At 51.4% G+C, this 15,825-nt stretch carries 12 protein-coding genes and 1 tRNA gene; 4 read left to right on the forward strand and 9 right to left on the reverse strand.

Annotation, left to right across the window (positions count from 1 at the left end; all coding sequences use genetic code 11):
* Positions 1–62 precede the first annotated feature (62 nt).
* The 3 genes from P0D43_RS09825 to P0D43_RS09835 all read right to left on the reverse strand — a co-directional run bounded on the left by P0D43_RS09825 (position 63) and on the right by P0D43_RS09835 (position 3,724).
* Positions 63–1,943 (reverse strand): TRAP transporter large permease subunit, encoded by a 1,881-nt coding sequence (locus tag P0D43_RS09825; RefSeq protein WP_394672304.1) that lies wholly within the window; start codon positions 1,941–1,943, stop codon positions 63–65.
* An 11-nt stretch (positions 1,944–1,954) separates the two neighbouring features.
* Positions 1,955–2,524 (reverse strand): TRAP transporter small permease subunit, encoded by a 570-nt coding sequence (locus P0D43_RS09830; protein ID WP_159568613.1) that lies wholly within the window; start codon positions 2,522–2,524, stop codon positions 1,955–1,957.
* Between the two features lie 78 nt (positions 2,525–2,602).
* On the reverse strand, positions 2,603–3,724 hold the full coding sequence (locus P0D43_RS09835) for a TRAP transporter substrate-binding protein (protein ID WP_394672305.1): 1,122 nt from the start codon (positions 3,722–3,724) through the stop codon (positions 2,603–2,605).
* 334 nt (positions 3,725–4,058) lie between these two features.
* Between P0D43_RS09835 and P0D43_RS09840 the strand changes: the two genes are divergently transcribed.
* Positions 4,059–5,987, forward strand: coding sequence for an amidase family protein (locus P0D43_RS09840; RefSeq protein WP_394672306.1), 1,929 nt, complete (start codon positions 4,059–4,061; stop codon positions 5,985–5,987).
* A gap of 67 nt (positions 5,988–6,054) precedes the next feature.
* Here the strand turns inward: P0D43_RS09840 and P0D43_RS09845 are convergent, their stop codons facing one another.
* The 4 genes from P0D43_RS09845 to P0D43_RS09860 form a co-directional block, all read right to left on the reverse strand.
* Positions 6,055–6,903 (reverse strand): ABC transporter ATP-binding protein, encoded by an 849-nt coding sequence (locus P0D43_RS09845; RefSeq protein WP_394672307.1) that lies wholly within the window; start codon positions 6,901–6,903, stop codon positions 6,055–6,057.
* Positions 6,900–7,736: a nitrate ABC transporter permease gene (ntrB, locus tag P0D43_RS09850; protein WP_394672308.1), complete on the reverse strand. Its 837-nt coding sequence runs from the start codon at positions 7,734–7,736 to the stop codon at positions 6,900–6,902. The genes P0D43_RS09845 and ntrB overlap by 4 nt, the downstream gene beginning before the upstream one ends.
* Entirely contained in the window at positions 7,733–9,052 is a 1,320-nt protein-coding gene (locus P0D43_RS09855; RefSeq protein WP_394672309.1) for a CmpA/NrtA family ABC transporter substrate-binding protein, read from the reverse strand. Before P0D43_RS09855 ends, ntrB begins: the two co-directional genes overlap by 4 nt.
* A gap of 338 nt (positions 9,053–9,390) precedes the next feature.
* Positions 9,391–9,804, reverse strand: a complete 414-nt coding sequence (locus P0D43_RS09860; RefSeq protein ID WP_341237983.1) for a hypothetical protein — start codon at positions 9,802–9,804, stop codon at positions 9,391–9,393.
* A 68-nt stretch (positions 9,805–9,872) separates the two neighbouring features.
* On the opposite strand from P0D43_RS09860, the gene P0D43_RS09865 reads away from it, so the two are divergent.
* Positions 9,873–9,962 (forward strand) — tRNA-Ser (locus tag P0D43_RS09865).
* A 70-nt stretch (positions 9,963–10,032) separates the two neighbouring features.
* On the opposite strand, the gene P0D43_RS09870 is transcribed toward P0D43_RS09865, so the two are convergent.
* Both P0D43_RS09870 and P0D43_RS09875 read right to left on the reverse strand, forming a co-directional pair.
* Entirely contained in the window at positions 10,033–11,907 is a 1,875-nt protein-coding gene (locus tag P0D43_RS09870) for a choice-of-anchor I family protein (protein WP_394672310.1), read from the reverse strand.
* A gap of 85 nt (positions 11,908–11,992) precedes the next feature.
* Positions 11,993–13,297, reverse strand: a complete 1,305-nt coding sequence (locus P0D43_RS09875) for a hypothetical protein (protein ID WP_394672311.1) — start codon at positions 13,295–13,297, stop codon at positions 11,993–11,995.
* A gap of 179 nt (positions 13,298–13,476) precedes the next feature.
* Here P0D43_RS09875 and P0D43_RS09880 point away from each other — a divergent pair, with 179 nt between their 5' ends.
* The gene (locus P0D43_RS09880; RefSeq protein WP_394672312.1) at positions 13,477–15,003 is read left to right on the forward strand and encodes a flavin-containing monooxygenase; all 1,527 of its coding nucleotides are present in this window, start codon (positions 13,477–13,479) and stop codon (positions 15,001–15,003) included.
* Positions 15,000–15,824 (forward strand): SDR family NAD(P)-dependent oxidoreductase, encoded by an 825-nt coding sequence (locus tag P0D43_RS09885; protein WP_394672313.1) that lies wholly within the window; start codon positions 15,000–15,002, stop codon positions 15,822–15,824. The genes P0D43_RS09880 and P0D43_RS09885 overlap by 4 nt, the downstream gene beginning before the upstream one ends.
* The last annotated feature ends 1 nt before the right edge of the window (position 15,825 follow it).

Genomic DNA, 15,825 nt, shown 5'->3' on the forward strand with positions numbered 1-15,825 from the left:
CAATAACAAAAAACCGCCACTAGGGCGGTTTTTTGCATTCAGACAGATCAACAACGCATTGCTTATCTGTAAAGCACGCCAGGCAGCCACATGCCGATTTGCGGGAACACATACAACACGAACATGGCAAAGATCTGGATGAACATGAATGGAATCATGCCCAAGAAAATCTGGTTCAATGTAACTCCAGGTGGCGACACACCTTTCAGATAGAAAGCGGCCATCGCCACTGGCGGAGACAGGAACGCAGTTTGCAGGTTCATGGCAACCAGCAATCCGAAGAACAGTGGATCTACGTCAAAGTAGGGCAGCAGCGGAATGAAAATCGGCATGAAAATCACGATGATTTCTGTCCATTCCAAAGGCCAGCCCAACAGGAAAATAATCACTTGCGAGAGCAACAGGAACTGAATGGGCGTGAGGCCCAAAGACAATACCCACTGCTCGACCAATTCCTGGCCACCTAGCAGCGCAAATGCCGCGGAGAAGATGGACGAGCCCACAAACAACCAGCACACCATCGCAGTTGTTTTGGAGGTCAGGAATGCGGATTCACGCAGCACAGGGAAGCTGAGTTGTCTGTAACCGGCCGCCAACAACAAACCGCCGAATGCGCCGACAGCGGCTGCCTCAGAGGGCGTTGCGAAACCGAAAACAATGCTTCCCAATACCGCCATAATCAAAATCGCAAGGGGGAAGAAGGATGTCAGCAACATCTTGAACACTTCAAGACGCTCAAAGCTCAGGCGTGAGTAGTAGTACACAAGCACCGCCAACACCACGAGCAGGGAAATCCAGAAATTCATGGGGGCTGACCTAGCCTCGGGCTCATCAGCAACGGCAGCAGCTGCCGGCTCGGCGGGTTCTTCCACAGCAGCAGGTGCTGCTTCGGTGGTTTCAGCGCCAGCAGGTTCATCAAAGCCAAAATCGTACTTACTGGTGCTTGAGTCCTGATATTCAGAACCAAAACTGACCAGGCCTGTGGTGTCGTATGCCGCTGGTTTGGGGGCTGTCAGCGAGGAATACACCAAGCCCAGAACGAACGCGGCGAAAATTGCTGGCAACATGGCCACGAAGAACTGATTGGCCACTTGCCCAGTGGTCAGGTTGCCTGCGCGACGGCCTTTCATGCCATTGACCAATGCGGATACTGCGCGGCTGCTGCCGTAGGTGCGCTTGAGTGAATCCAGCACAGGGCTAAGTTGCACTCGGCGATCTTCCTCTGACAAGGGAGGGGCGCTTTTCGGATTCAGCTTTGCACGAATGATGATGTAAGCAACATACAAGCTTGCCAGCATAAGGCCGGGGAAAAATGCGCCTGCGTACAACTGCACCACGGAAACACCGGCTGTTGCACCATATACGATCAACAAGACAGAAGGCGGGATCAAAATACCCAAACAACCGCCGGCGGTGATGGCACCGGCAGCCATTTTGGTGTCGTAGCCTGCTTTGAGCATGCTGGGCATGGCCAACAGACCCATCAAGGTAACTACCGCACCCACAATACCAGTGGCCGTTGCGAAAATTGCGCAAGTGACCAGTGTTGCAACGCCCAAGGCGCCTGGAAGGCGAGCCATGGCCAAGTGCAGGGATTTAAAAAGTTTCTCGATCAGGTTGGCGCGTTCAACCAGATAACCCATGAATACAAACAGGGGCACTGAGATGAGCACATCGTTGGTCATCACCTTGTAGGTGGATTGAACCATGAGATCAAGTGTTTTCTGTATGTCTTGATCGTAGGCAAAGAACGTGAAAATCACGCCCATACCCATCAAGGTAAACGCTGTAGGGAAGCCCAGCATAATGGCCACGACAATCAGGGAAAGCATCAGCAAACCCAGATGGCCGTTATTCATTTCAGATGGGGCAGGCATTGCAATGGCGACCCCGATCAGGATCATCGCCATGATGGCAATACCAAAATATAGTTCTTTTTTCATGATTAATCCTGTTAATTCTTGCCGAGAGACGCTTTGAGCTTCTCTACATCGACTTCTTGCACATCGTCTTCACGCTTGGGCCACACGCCGTCTTTGATGCACATGACGCAGCGGATCACTTCGACTACGCCCTGAAGCAGCAAGAAAACAGCTGCCAGCGGAATGAATGCCTTGAATGGGTAGATGGGAGGGCCATCGGCCGTGATTGAAGACATTTCCTTGATGGCCCAGGCCTCGTCAGCGAATGTGTACCCTGCGTAGGTCAATGCGATGATGCCGGGAAAGAAGAAAATAAAATACAGAATCAGATCAAGAATGGCTTGTGTTCTGGGCTCAAGAAAGCCGTAAAGAATGTCGCCACGCACGTGGCCATTGGTGGCCAATGTGTACGCACCTGCCATCATGAACAGGATACCGTAGAGAATGTAGGACGCATCGAACACCCATGGATTGGGGCTGTTCAGGGCGTATCGCGTGAATACTTCGAACACGATAATTCCAGTCAACAACACAATGGTCCAGGCAAACAGATGCCCTACCTTGGTGGAAATTTTGTCGACCAAATGAAGGAAAGCTAACATGGGGTGAACCTCGGGTTCGGTTTTAAAAAAAGCCAACATCCATTGTGTAGATGTTGGCTTTCTGGCTATGGAAACAAATTACTTCTTCTGTTGTGCGTAAAACGCTTGAGCCATTTTGAAGTCGACGGATGTATCGGCTTGCCATTTGGCTGCACGTGCAGCAAATGCACGCTGCGATTCAAACACTTTCTTGAACATGGGGTTTGAAGCAGACTTTTCTTTGGTCACTTCATCCCATGCTTTCAATTGGGCTTTCAAGATGCTGTCAGGCGTCTTGAAGAACTTAACGCCGTCTTTGCTTTGCATTTCCATGTAATCTTTGGAGTAGCGATCCACTGCCTTCCAGCTCATGTCGGCAGATGCAGCCTCGGCGGCGTTTGCAATAATGGCTTTGATCTCGGCTGGCAGTTTGTTGTACTTGGTCTTGTTGAACATGATTTCGAACTGTTCTGAAGACTGGTGGAACGATTGCAACATGCACACTTTGGACACGTCTGGGAAGCCCAGCAGGCGGTCTGAAGATGCGTTGTTGAATTCAGCTGCATCCAGCAGGCCACGATCCATCGCTGGAACAATTTCGCCGCCAGGCAGTGCGTTAACTGCAACACCCATCTTCGTGAACATGTCTACAGACAAGCCAACGGTACGGAACTTCAGGCCTTTCAGGTCTTCAGCCTTGGTTACGGGCTTCTTGAACCAGCCCAGGGGCTGAGTTGGCATCGGGCCAGACATGAAAGAAACAACGTCCATTTTCAGGTCGCCATAAATTTCGTCCAGCAATTCCTTGCCGCCACCGTATTTGTGCCAGGCCAACAGCATGTTTGCGTCCATGCCGAAAGATGGGCCAGAACCCCACAACGCAACCGCTGCGTTTTTGCCGTACCAGTAGGCGATAACGCCGTGACCACCGTCCAGGGTACCTTTGCTTACTGCGTCCAACAGGTCAAATGCTTTCACAACTGAGCCAGCAGGCAATACTTCGATTTTCAGGCGACCGCCGGTCATGCTGTTTACTTTGTCGGCAAAGTCAACGGCATACTCGTGGAAAATGTCTTTCTGTGGCCATGTACTCTGGAAGCGCATGTTCACAGTTTGAGCAGTAGAAATCATGGGGAACGCCAAGGCGCCTGCACCCACTGCGGCCACGGATGTGCCTTTGATAAAATCACGGCGCTTCTGGTTGTTCACTGAATCAGTCATTTTGCCTCCTTAAATTGATGTAGCTTTCGACTGTTGTTTTTGGTTTTACTTTTCGAACCTGCATTGTGATAGCCACCCCTCTGTAACTAAATAGGAGCAAACCCTTATCCGGGCAGGTTTTGTGCACCATTTGGGGTCGGGATTTACCCTGTGTTTGGTGCATGAATTTTTTGTATGCGGCAAAAACACCCACGTGGAGGGGTGTAAATACGCATCTGATTTGTCGGCATTCGTACGATAAAAATGTGAATTAATTGAATCCTTGTTCTAACGGAGAATTTTAGGCACTGAGCTTGCATCGTGTGACTGTAATTATCACGATGAAGGATTTCACATGAACAATTTGTTTAAGTTAATTGGACTTGTCTTGCTGATCGGATTAAGCGCTTGTGGCTCCGATGATCCAGCCAGCAACTCCTCAATCACCCCATCGAATGGAAATCCAACTGATCCAACTGAGGTAGTGGTTGATGACCCATCGCCGGGTACTGAAGGTCCAGATGTATTTGTCGACAAGTCGTTGCGGCCACCAGCAGAGTTTTTTGAATTGGTCGAAGCCGACATGCAAATGGTTCACGACACTTTGGCAGGGCGGACAAAGATGCGTGATGGTTCAACGCTGACGTGCGAGGGACTCGCAAAAATGTACATTGAGCGTATTTTCATGCACAACGACAATCCTCAGCCCAATGGCGGATTACCAATTAGTGCGGTGTTGTCGATTAACCCCAACGCGCTGGATATAGCAAAAGCGCTTGATCAGAAATATATCGAGGATGGTGGGATCGGGGATCGCTATTTGCATTGCATGCCCGTGTTGCTGAAAGACAATTACGACACAGTTGATTTTCCTTCTACTTCCGCCTCTTTTTCAATGCTAGGTCACCAGGCCGGTGTTGATGCCCCTTCTGTAGACGGTTTGCGTAAGGCAGGTGCCTTAATTCTAGGTAAGGCACATCAAGATGAATTTGCATATTTCACGACTGGATTTTCGGGTCGTACCGTGTTGGTAACCAATCCTTACAATACGCAAGAAAGTTCCGCAGGCTCTTCTTCCGGGTCTGGCGCTGCGCTGGCCTCTAATTTTGCCATTGGTGGCACGGGCAGTGACACATGCCAATCGATTAGACATCCTTCGTCTGTGAGTGGGCTGGTTGGAATTCGTCCGAGTATTGGTGTGGTGTCGCGCAAAGGTATTTTTCCTTTGTCTCACATCAGGAACACGGGTGGTCCAATGACTCGTTCAGTACGTGATTCAGCATTGATGCTGACTGCCATGGCCAGCATAGATCCGGTAGACGACCCGGATACAACCTTGTTTCCGGCTGAAGCCCGCCCAGACACCTATTTGCGTTTTCTAGACCGTGATGTGTACGGCGTAAAAGGTAAAAAAATTGGTGTGTTACGTAGCCTGGGCGGGAACAGCACACCCGCAGGTACAGGTGAGCAGGGAGCGTTAATTGATACCGCTGTTGCAAAAATGGAATCAATGGGAGCAGAGGTTTACGATGTGTTTCTGCCAAGCTTTGTCAACCGGGGTGGTGGTTCAACTCACTATGATACGAACCGATATTTTTTCGAGTTTGTTCGTGATGGTGGTAAAAGTCCACGCAAGTGTCTGAGTAGCGCATTCTTTGCGACCAATGCCGATGTGTTGCCAAGCTGTGCTGCAACAGAGGGCATTCTTGAAACACTTCGAGTTGGGCCGCGAACTGCGGGCTTGGTCGCGGTGAGTGCCAGTGGAGACCCCGGCGCCAAACCTACCGAGGCTCAACTGAATGCCATTGTTGCTGAACGCGATTATGTGACTAAGGTGATGAATGGCGAATTGGATGCATTGGGTGAGAAGCAGGCAATGGTATTGGATTCCGAGGGCAGGCCAGCTCAGGTGGTACTTGACGCATTGGTGCTATCGCCAGGCCCCAGCGGTGGACGAACCTGTGACTTTGGTTCAACTACACAAATGGGTTCGATCGTGGTGCCGGTTGGTTTCGATTCGCAGGCGGGAACACCGAGAGGTATGGAGATTTTTGTCAGAAGGTTTGATGAAGGCAAGGGACTTGGCATTGCGTTTGATTTCGAACAGGCCACATTGCACCGCAGACCACCAAATATTGCATCGTCGCCTGTGTATGCCAATCAAACTATTGGTGAATTCAATAGTCGGGCACAAATGGCACTGATGAAGGCGCAGTTTGAGTCGCCAGAAGATTTGCCGGTTGAAACGTATATACAGGCTTTAAGGGATTTGACAGGGCTGTAATATTTTTGCTGGAAAATAAAAAACCGCCGTGATCTTAAAGGCCACGGCGGTTTTTTGTAGCAGGCTTTCAAGCAGAGGCAGCCTGCTTCTCAGCTGATTTTTTGTGGTCACGCATTTTTCCAATGCTTTCAACCTTGCGTTGTTTCTCGTGCAGGAAGCTCAGCACTTCATGGCGATAGTGGTTGTAGGTAGGGTCGTCGGCCAGTGCAAGGCGGTCGCGGGGGCGGGGCAGCTCGATATCGAGAATTTGCCCAATGGTGGCAGATGGTCCGTTGGTCATCATGACAATGCGATCGGACAACAACACGGCTTCGTCCACGTCGTGCGTAATCATGACCACCGTATTTTTCAATTCACTTTGAATACGCATGACTTCATCCTGAAGGTGGGCGCGCGTCAACGCATCCAGTGCACCGAAAGGTTCATCCAGCAACAACACCTTGGGTTCCATGGCCAGGGCCCGTGCAATACCCACACGCTGTTTCATGCCGCCTGAAATTTCGGAGGGCAGGCGATCTAGTGCGTGGCTCATGTTCACCATGTCAAGGTTGTGCAAGATCCATTCGCGTTGTTCTTTGCGGGTTTTTTTGCCACTGAAAATTTTCTCAACAGCAAGCTCTACGTTCTGGTACACGGTTAGCCAAGGCAGCAGAGAATGGTTTTGAAACACAAGTGCGCGGTCAGGACCGGGCGAATTCACTTCCTTGTTGTCAACTATCACCACACCTTCGCTTGCGGTCAGCAAACCAGCAATGATGTTGAGCACTGTGGATTTGCCACAACCCGAGTGACCAATCAGCGAAATGTATTCGCCACGGCGCACTTCCAGGTTGATGTCTTTCAGCACCGGGTTCACCATGCCATTGCGTTCGAATTGCATTTGAACTTGAGAAATACTTAAGAAACGATCGCTCATTTTGTTACTCCGCGAGTAATTTTGTTGCCAACCCACGCTATGCATCGATCCAGAATAAAGCCGACAATGCCCACGTAGACCAGTGCCAATACAATGTCGCTGATTAGCGAGCTGTTCCAGGCATCCCAGATGAAAAAGCCAATGCCCACGCCACCAATCAACATTTCAGCCGCCACAATGGCCAGCCAGCTAAGGCCTACTCCGATACGTAAACCCGAAAAAATATAAGGTGCAGCAGCGGGCAACATAATTTTCCAGAAGTACTCCACGCCGTTGTGTTGAATGACTCGCGACACGTTTCGGTAGTCTTCGGGAATATTGCGAATACCGACAGAAGTGTTGATGATGATGGGCCAAATGGCTGTGATGAAAATCACGAAAATTGCAGATGGGTTTCCATCCTGAAAGCCAGCCAGTGACAAAGGCAACCAGGCCAGTGGTGGCACGGTACGAAGCACTTGAAAAAGTGGGTCCAAACCACGCAGCGCCCAGGTGGACTGACCCACCAGTACACCCAAGGCAACACCCACCACCACCGCAAGGCTGTAACCGATGGCCACGCGTTCAAGGCTGGCCAGTATTTGCCAGCCCATGCCCACGTCGTTGCCGCCGTTGTCGTAAAGCGGGTTGATGATCAATTCCCACGTGTCAGTGATCACCTTGCTGGGTGCGGGCAGGCGGGCACCTTCGGTGCTGCACAGTATTTCCCAGATCAAAAGCAGAATACTCATGATCACGATGGGCGGCACCAGTTTGCCCAGGCTTTCTTTGAATAGCTTGCTTTTCGCCTTTGGAGTGGTTTGCAAGCGTTCGAGAGAGTCAGTGGTCATCATGATTTCATCGCCTTAATGGTCAAGCTGTCGAGATAGGCTTTCGGGTTCTTTGGGTCGAACACTTTGCCATCGAACATTTTTTCCACACCGCGTGATGTGCTGGCAGGAATGGCCGACTTGTCGATTTTCAAAGTGGCAGCGGCTTCGCGCCAGATGTCTTCGCGGTTCACCTGCTTGATCAAGCTGCCTGTGTCGAGTTTTGTGGGCAGGTAACCCCAGCGCTGGTTTTCTGTAATGAACCAAAGGTCGTGGCTTTGGAACGGGTAGGAAGCCTGGTCTTTCCAGTAGCGCATTTGTTGTGGGCTGTTGGTGACCACGCGCCCTGTGCCGTAGTCGAAATCGCCCTTCATGCGGTCGACAATGTCGCCCATTGGCGCATTGATCCACCTGCGCTGTGAACAGATTCGTGCCACTTCCTCGCGATTGGCTGGGTCTTCGCAGAACATTTGTGCTTCCATCACTGCCATCACCAGTGCTTTGGCAGAATTGGGGTTGGCATCCACCCAGTCTTTGCGCATGCCCAGGGCTTTCTCTGGGTGGTTTTGCCACAACTCACTTGTAGTTAGTGCGGTGTATCCAATTTTTTGTGTAATCAGTTGTTTGTTCCAAGGCTCGCACACGCAGAAAGTGTCCATGCTGCCCACCTTCATGTTGGCCACCATTTGTGCGGGCGGCACCACGATGGTCGATAGATCGTCGTTGGGGTCAATACCACCTGCGGCCATCCAGTAACGAATCCACAAATCGTGCGTTCCACCAGGGAAGGTCATCGCAGCGCTCACTGCTTTGCCGCCGCCTTTTTTGGCCATTAGGGCTTTTTTGAATTCGCGGGTGTCAGTGCCTACTTTCAAGGCTTTGTACTCCTCGCCAACTGAAATGCACTGTCCGCCCAGGTTCAGGCGGGCAAGAATGTACATGGGAGTGGGAATGTTGTTGGCGGTCATGGCGCCCGTACTGATCAGGTAAGGCATGGGGGTCAAGATGTGCGCACCGTCGATGCCGCCGTTCGCAGAGCCAAGTACAAGGTTGTCCCGTGTGGTGCCCCAGGATGATTGTTTGAGCACTTCGACATCGGGCATGCCATGCTTTTTGAAGAAGCCTTTTTCAATACCGACAAACAAGGGGGCCGCATCGGTTAAAGCGATGAAGCCCAGTTTTGCTTTGGTCGTTTCCAGTTTTGTTGATTGGGCCATCACGATGGAGGGTGCGCCAAAACCCGCCAGCATGGTCGATCCCCACACTGCGGCCGACTGCTTGATAAAAGTGCGGCGTGTTTCCGACAGTTCGGGTTTTTTGTCAGTTGGTTTATTGCTCATCGTGTGCGTCCTTGAAAAATCAACTCAAGAAAAAACGGCGCACATCGCCACACCTGCCCAGCAAGTTTGGGATGGACGCCGTTGTCCAGTACTTCTTTATTGCATTGCCTGAAAGCATCTGACCCTATCCTTCGTTGGCATAGGTCTTACAGCACACTTAGCAGTTTGTGTGCCATGCAAAAAAGAAGTGCACAGTTGTGAAATTGAGTTAAAACAGTGCTGAAAAGAACACTATTTTTGGTGCACAGAGCGAGTTTGGTGCGGCGCACCAAATAAATCAGTGCGCCAGATTTGATGGAATTGGTGCATGCACCGGATTGATGTACGCGTTTCAGTGCTTATTTTTGAAGTGCGCGAATTCCGACCCACGCGAAAAAGAGCCCATAAGCCAAATCGATGATGCCGTAGCCGGAATAAAACAAGGCAAGCAGGGGAGTTTTTTCCTGAATGATTGGCAGCATGTCGGATTTGCTGCTGATCCAGATTACCCAGGTGTACACATAAATGGCTTTCTCGAAAGCAAATACGAAACAGATTGCCGGCAGTTGGTGAGCCTGTTTGGCAACCGCCAAATAAGCCAGACCCCAAACCATGACCATGAAAGTGCCGAATGGGGAAAAAACTTCGGGTGATAATTCATGAAAAGCCGAATTACTGAAAAACTCGCTGGCCGCAAGCATGCCAAATATATTGGTAAAGCCAGCGGCAATAAAGCCCAGAAAAATGAACCGGCTATTTGTAGTTTTGTTCAAAAGTTGTCTCCGTTTGTTGTTTTGAGTGTTTTTGGATACTACCCGAATACTATATACTTGCGCCCCATGGAGAAGTGCGAGAGCGGCTGAATCGGCCTGACTCGAAATCAGGTAAGGGGGCAACCTCTTCGAGGGTTCGAATCCCTCCTTCTCCGCCAAAAAACAGAAAGCCCCGTAAGGGGCTTTTTGTTGACTCTCGGCACGCAGGAGTGGCGTTGGGTGAGAAGCTTAGAAGCTCAAATTTACCCTCATCACCGCAGTGCTACCACTCACTTCATTGCCAACCACCAACAAGGGTTCACCTGTTGGGGAATCCTTGGCTGGAATGAATACCAGTCCCTCTGGTCCCAGGTCGCCCACTGTTGGCAGCGCCGCTGGGTCTGCGGGATCGTTGGTCCAGTCGTCGCGGGTGTTGTAATAGTCCACGCGCACGGGTGCCGAAGGATCGGTTACGTCATAAACCAGAATTCCGCCGATGCGTTCAAGACCAATGAATGCAAAAGTCTTGTCGCCGATTTTGCCTACAGCTACACCTTCGGGCTCAGGGCCTTTGGCGTCGCTTCGGCTATCCAGTGCGTTGCCTTCGTCATGGCCTGAATTGAAAAAGTCTTTGCAATTCAGGTTGCGGGTACTGCCCACTTTACAATCATCGCTGGCCAGGAAGCGTTCAATTTCAGAGCCTGAATCGAATACGAGTACACCGTCTTCATTGAAAATCGAGAATGAACGCGCACCGAATGAATACAGTTTGTCGTACATCAGGCGATCGCCTGCAGGGTCTTCTACACCCGTGCTGTTAAATAGAATAGGCGCGCCATTGGCATCCGTGCGATAGCCCATGGTCCACGTGACGTTCAAGCGACCGAGTTGATCATCTGCTCGGCAGCCGTTCGGGTTTCCTGCTACGGCACCACAGTATCCAAACACCGTTGGGTTGAGCAAGCCGCCATTGGCCAAGTCGTCGAGTTGAGCTGGCAAGTCGTTATTCAATCGACCAGCCCAACCATTTCGGTTCACCAGGTGTTTCACCCGGAATTCTTCAACAAAGCCCTTGCTTGCATCACCGGCGAAGTAAGCTGGGTTGTCCTCACCCCAGGTGCGCGCATCGCCTTCGTTGGCTGTTATCAAATAGGTATTGCCGTCTGCAGCCGTGTAAGAGGCCATGGCATCGGGTAGGTACAAGCCAATCACACCTGCCCAGTTGCGAATGTTGATCGTGTCACCATCGGAGTCAGAGGCATCAAATTCATTTCCAACGGCACCGTGATCTTTTTCGCCCAAAGGGAATACGTTAGTCACGGTTGCTGTCGCAATGTCGATTTTTGCAATTGCATTGTTTTCTTGAAGGGTCACGAATGCCGTGGTGCCGTCAGCGGATACAGTGATGTATTCAGGTTCGAAATCTTGTGAGGCCGAAGCTCCAGGCCCATAGATTCGAATGCCTTGGGCACGCAAACTGGCCTCTTGCCCTGTGAATGCGCTAAAGCTGGCGGTTCGCACGATCGGGGCACGTGGGTCACGCACGTCAATTACGCTGATACTGCCTTCCGGGTCAATTTGGTAGTCGTCACTGGGTTCGCCCTCGTTGGCCGTGAGTACCGTATTACCGTCGGGTGTGAAGGTGATCATGTCGGGTTGCGCACCCACAGTGCGTGCGCTTAGCAACGTCAAATCACTGGCGCGATACAAAGCCATGCGACCCAGATTGGTTTTGATCGGTGCTTCAATGGCCACAGCCACAATTCCATTCGCGACTGCGACGCTGTTGACTACCGAGCCTGCAAGTACATCGTTGGTGTCTAGCGTGTCGATCAACGTGGGGTTTTCAGGATCAGACAAATCAAATACATCCACAGCACCTGCCAAAGCGTTGACCATAAACAGGCGTTTACTGGCTGGGTCATATGCTGGAATTTCAGCTGCGCTCTCATCGAACTGGTTGGTGGAAAATCCACCAATCTTTTCCAGAGTCACGCTGGCTGGCGTTACCTCGGAAGGAGTTGTGGTGTTGTTGGCCGAGCTTTCGCCATTACCGCCACATGCAGCGAGGGTAGCTGCTGCAATCACACTGAGTGTGAATAATTGAATTTTGGTCTTGTTCATGAAAATAGGCTCGTATCGCTATAAAACGATCGAGCCTATTGTTCAAAGATGAAATCTTGATGACAAATATTAAGTGCGATGCGTATTAGCTTGGCAATCCATCGGTTGGCAATCCGGGTAAACCGCCCAATTCGCCACCCAGTGCATCGGCACCGGATGAAATACCACTGCTGAGCGTGCCCAACAAATCGCCTTCGGGAACTTCTGGCAAACCAGAACCGCCACCGCCTTCCAAGGCATTTTGAAGGGTATTGGCGCCACCCAGAATGCCATCGACCAAGTCTGCCAGGCCACTTTCAACTTCGGCGGGCAGGGCGGGGCTGGAGTCTCCCAAACCGTCGACATTCGGAACTTCGGTTGTCACTTGGCTCAACACGCCATCCAGTACGTTGTCGATTTCAACGGCAGCATCCCTCAAACCCTGTAGCAATTGATCGTAGGGTTCGACCTGTTCGCTGATGGGTTGGGTAATACCATCTGCCAAATCCACCACGCTGGTGACCAGTCCACCATCGGCAGGATCAACATTGGGCAAGGCAGAAATCAGGGTGTCCAGTCCAAGATCAGTGTTCACAGCATCAAGTAGAGGGCTGGTAATCGGGCTCAGGGGTTCACCCAAGGGTGTTTCATTCGCGCCCTCGACCAATTGTTGTACCAGGTCGGCTTGCGGTGTGCCTTCGCCCGTGGTGGCCACCAAGGCATCGTGCACGTTTTCCAACACGCCCAGGCCTGTTTGTTCCACAGCAACAGCAACGTTGTCAGGGGTGGTTTCAGGGTTGCTCTGGCTGTTTTGCACTGCATCCTGAATGGGCTGCAAAATGCTTTGTTCCAGGTTTTCCTGGGTCAGGTTTTCATTGGCAAATTCTTCAAGGCTTTGAGGGCTGTCTTCTGAGGAAAATTCGCCAGCACCCACACCGGCATTGTTGATGTTGCTGTCGCTGCCGGAGCCACTGCCAGAGTCCCCAGAACCACCTGCCAAAAACGCACCAGCCGCCACGGCGCCTGCACCAGCTACGCCACCACTGCCTGCGCCTAACAGCCCGGCACCAAACAAACCAGCCACTGCGCCACCCTCGGCGGCGGCTGAATTCTCAGCCAGTTCGGTGGTGAATTCAAAACATTCACCGTCTTCCAGCACAACGATTTGCTGTTGGCCGTTGGGGCCTGGTTGCTCGCCCAATGTCAGCTTGCCGTTGGCGGTCATCACCCCGGCAGCGGGAATTTGACCGTCAGAACCGGGGAACTCCAGTGCCATACGCCCGTTAGCACCGGTGATCACTTCATCACCGGGTAGCAGGTAGTCGCCAGCTTTCACGGCCACTGCTTCACCGTTGCGGCTCACGTTCACTTCGCCCTCTATGTTCTTGATCAATGCTTGGGGTGCGGCCATGGGTTTGCTCCTTGTTTGATTGGTATTTAACACACCTGTCAATTTTGCAAGGCGCGCAATTTTTTAATCCTCCAATTAGGGGGATGGTTCTACCCTCTATTGGTGAATTTATAATTGACAATGATCGTTGTCAGATATACATTCACGGAAGCAAAATTTTTCTGACAGAGGTCTTTGGCATGAGTGAATACACAGTCGTAATTATTGGCAGTGGCTTTGGTGGCCAGTGTGCAGCAATCAATTTGAAAAAGCGTGGCATTGAAGATTTCATCATGCTGGAGCGCCGCGACTTCATGGGCGGCACCTGGTGTCAGAACTCATATCCCGGCGCTGCGGTCGATGTTCAATCGCTGCTGTATTCCATCGAAAGCGAACCGTATGACTGGAGTCAAATGTTTGCAGAAGGGGAGGAGCTTCAGCAATACACCGAGCATGTAATTACCAAGCACGGTCTGCGTGAGAAAACCCGAACCAACAGCAATGTGCAGCGCACCGAGTGGCACGAGAACGAGCAGCGCTGGCATGTGTACCTGCAGGGCGGCGATGTGCTCAAGGCGCAGTTTGTGATCAATGCATCTGGCCCGCTGAGTACGCCTGTGATTCCAAATTTCAAAGGTCGCGACACATTCAAGGGAAAAACCTTTCACACCAATGCCTGGGATCAAAATTACGACCACACTGGCAAACGCGTTGCCATTATTGGAAGTGGCGCCAGTGCTGCGCAGGTTATTCCGGCGATTGCACCCGAAGTGGGCCAGTTGCATGTGTTTCAGCGCTCGCCTCACTGGGTGTTGCCCCGCGCTGACAGGGTTTTCAAGCCCTGGCAACGTGCCTTGTTGAAAGTGGAGCCAATTAGAAAACTGGCGCGTGCTGCGATTTATTGGGGTTTGGAAAGCCGTGTAATTGCCTTTAAGTACTCCGACTTTGCCTTGAAACACATTGCGCAGCGTGAGGCTTTGCACCACATCAAAAAGCAGGTCAAAGACCCGGAATTGCGCAAAAAAGTGACGCCCGATTTCACCATAGGTTGCAAGCGGATTATTTTGAGCAACACGCTTTACCCGGCTTACTGCCGCCCCAACGTGAACCTGCACGACAAAACCGATGGAATTGCGGAAATCAATGAAACCGGTATCAAAACGCTGAGTGGTGCGCAAATTGACCTGGACTGCATTGTGTATTCCACGGGCTATGACGCCACCGACGGCGTTATTTCCTACCCAGTGGTGGGCAAGGGTGGCACCCAACTGGCTGATGTGTGGAATGAATTTCCGCGTGCTTACCTGGGAACTACTGTGCCGCAGTTTCCGAACCTGTTTATCGTGACCGGCCCAAACACCGGTATTGGGCATACCAGCGCGATTTTCGTGATTGAAGCGCAGATGCATTACATCATGCGTGCCATTGCGGAGGTGAAGGCCAAAAAAGCCGTGGCCATCGAGGTAAAGCCCCAGGCTGAAGAACGTTACACCACCCATATTCACAGCGAAATGGAAAAAACCGTGTGGAAGCGCGGCGGTTGTACCAGCTGGTACAAAAGCAAAAGCGGTCATGTGGTGGCCATGTTTCCGGGTTTTAGTTACACCTACCTGCGAATGGCCAGGAATTTCAAGATGAACGACCACGTGTTGCAGGCTCCTTTGCCACAGCAAAAGCCGCAGCACTTCAATGAATCCGAGTTGAGCACTGAAGGAGCTGCAGCATGAAAAATTTCAAAGACAAAGTGGTGGTGATCACAGGTGCTGGTTCTGGCATGGGGCGCTCTTATGCGTTGATGTTCGCCAATGTGGGCAGCAAAATTGCATTGTGTGACTACGATGAAAAAGGCTTGAAAGAAACTGAAAAACTGGTAATGCAAGCGAGCAATGTGCAGGTGTATGCCGAGACACTGGATGTGTCTGACAAGGCCGGGGTGTACGCCTTTGCCCAAGCGGTGAAAGCCGCTTTGGGTAATGCGCACGTGATCATCAACAACGCTGGCGTAAGCGGTGAAGGTCGCCCGGTGTGGGCTTTGAGTGACGACAGTTATGAACGTGTGATGGGCATCAACTTTTGGGGTGTGGTGCATGGTACGCGCGCATTCTTGCCGCAACTGCTGGACAACGGCGAAGGCGCCGTGGTGAATGTGTCGAGCATTTTTGGTTTGGTGGGTACGCCCAGTAATTCAGATTATTGCGCCAGCAAATTTGCAGTGCGCGGCTTTACCGAATCGCTGATGGTTGAGCTTTCAAACAGCAAGGTGCAGGTGCATTTGGTGCATCCAGGTGGAATTAACACCAACATTGCCAGCAAGCCCGAGCACGAAAAGTTTGCCAAAAAATTTCTGACCACACCGCCTGATGAAATTTGCGCGTACGTGTTGAAGTGCATCAAGAAAAACGAACCCCGCATTGTTTACGGCAACAACGCTGCGCGCGTGTGGTTGGGTTCACGACTGATACCGTTCAAGCGCATGCGCCACATTCTTTGGCAACAAATGGGACGCACGCTGAACGCGGAAGATTACAAAGGCATACAGATCAAGTAAG

Source organism: Limnobacter sp., assembly GCF_043511195.1.
GTDB lineage: Bacteria > Pseudomonadota > Gammaproteobacteria > Burkholderiales > Burkholderiaceae_B > Limnobacter.

Excerpts from the sequence above, each read along its gene's own strand:
- P0D43_RS09880 (WP_394672312.1), top strand. The coding sequence starts at position 13,477 with ATGAGTGAATACACAGTCGTAATTATTGGCAGTGGCTTTGGTGGCCAG.
- ntrB (WP_394672308.1), bottom strand. The coding sequence starts at position 7,736 with ATGATGACCACTGACTCTCTCGAACGCTTGCAAACCACTCCAAAGGCG.
- P0D43_RS09875 (WP_394672311.1), bottom strand. The coding sequence starts at position 13,297 with ATGGCCGCACCCCAAGCATTGATCAAGAACATAGAGGGCGAAGTGAAC.
- P0D43_RS09840 (WP_394672306.1), top strand. The coding sequence starts at position 4,059 with ATGAACAATTTGTTTAAGTTAATTGGACTTGTCTTGCTGATCGGATTA.
- P0D43_RS09870 (WP_394672310.1), bottom strand. The coding sequence starts at position 11,907 with ATGAACAAGACCAAAATTCAATTATTCACACTCAGTGTGATTGCAGCA.
- P0D43_RS09830 (WP_159568613.1), bottom strand. The coding sequence starts at position 2,524 with ATGTTAGCTTTCCTTCATTTGGTCGACAAAATTTCCACCAAGGTAGGG.
- P0D43_RS09835 (WP_394672305.1), bottom strand. The coding sequence starts at position 3,724 with ATGACTGATTCAGTGAACAACCAGAAGCGCCGTGATTTTATCAAAGGC.
- P0D43_RS09855 (WP_394672309.1), bottom strand. The coding sequence starts at position 9,052 with ATGAGCAATAAACCAACTGACAAAAAACCCGAACTGTCGGAAACACGC.
- P0D43_RS09845 (WP_394672307.1), bottom strand. The coding sequence starts at position 6,903 with ATGAGCGATCGTTTCTTAAGTATTTCTCAAGTTCAAATGCAATTCGAA.
- P0D43_RS09825 (WP_394672304.1), bottom strand. The coding sequence starts at position 1,943 with ATGAAAAAAGAACTATATTTTGGTATTGCCATCATGGCGATGATCCTG.
- P0D43_RS09885 (WP_394672313.1), top strand. The coding sequence starts at position 15,000 with ATGAAAAATTTCAAAGACAAAGTGGTGGTGATCACAGGTGCTGGTTCT.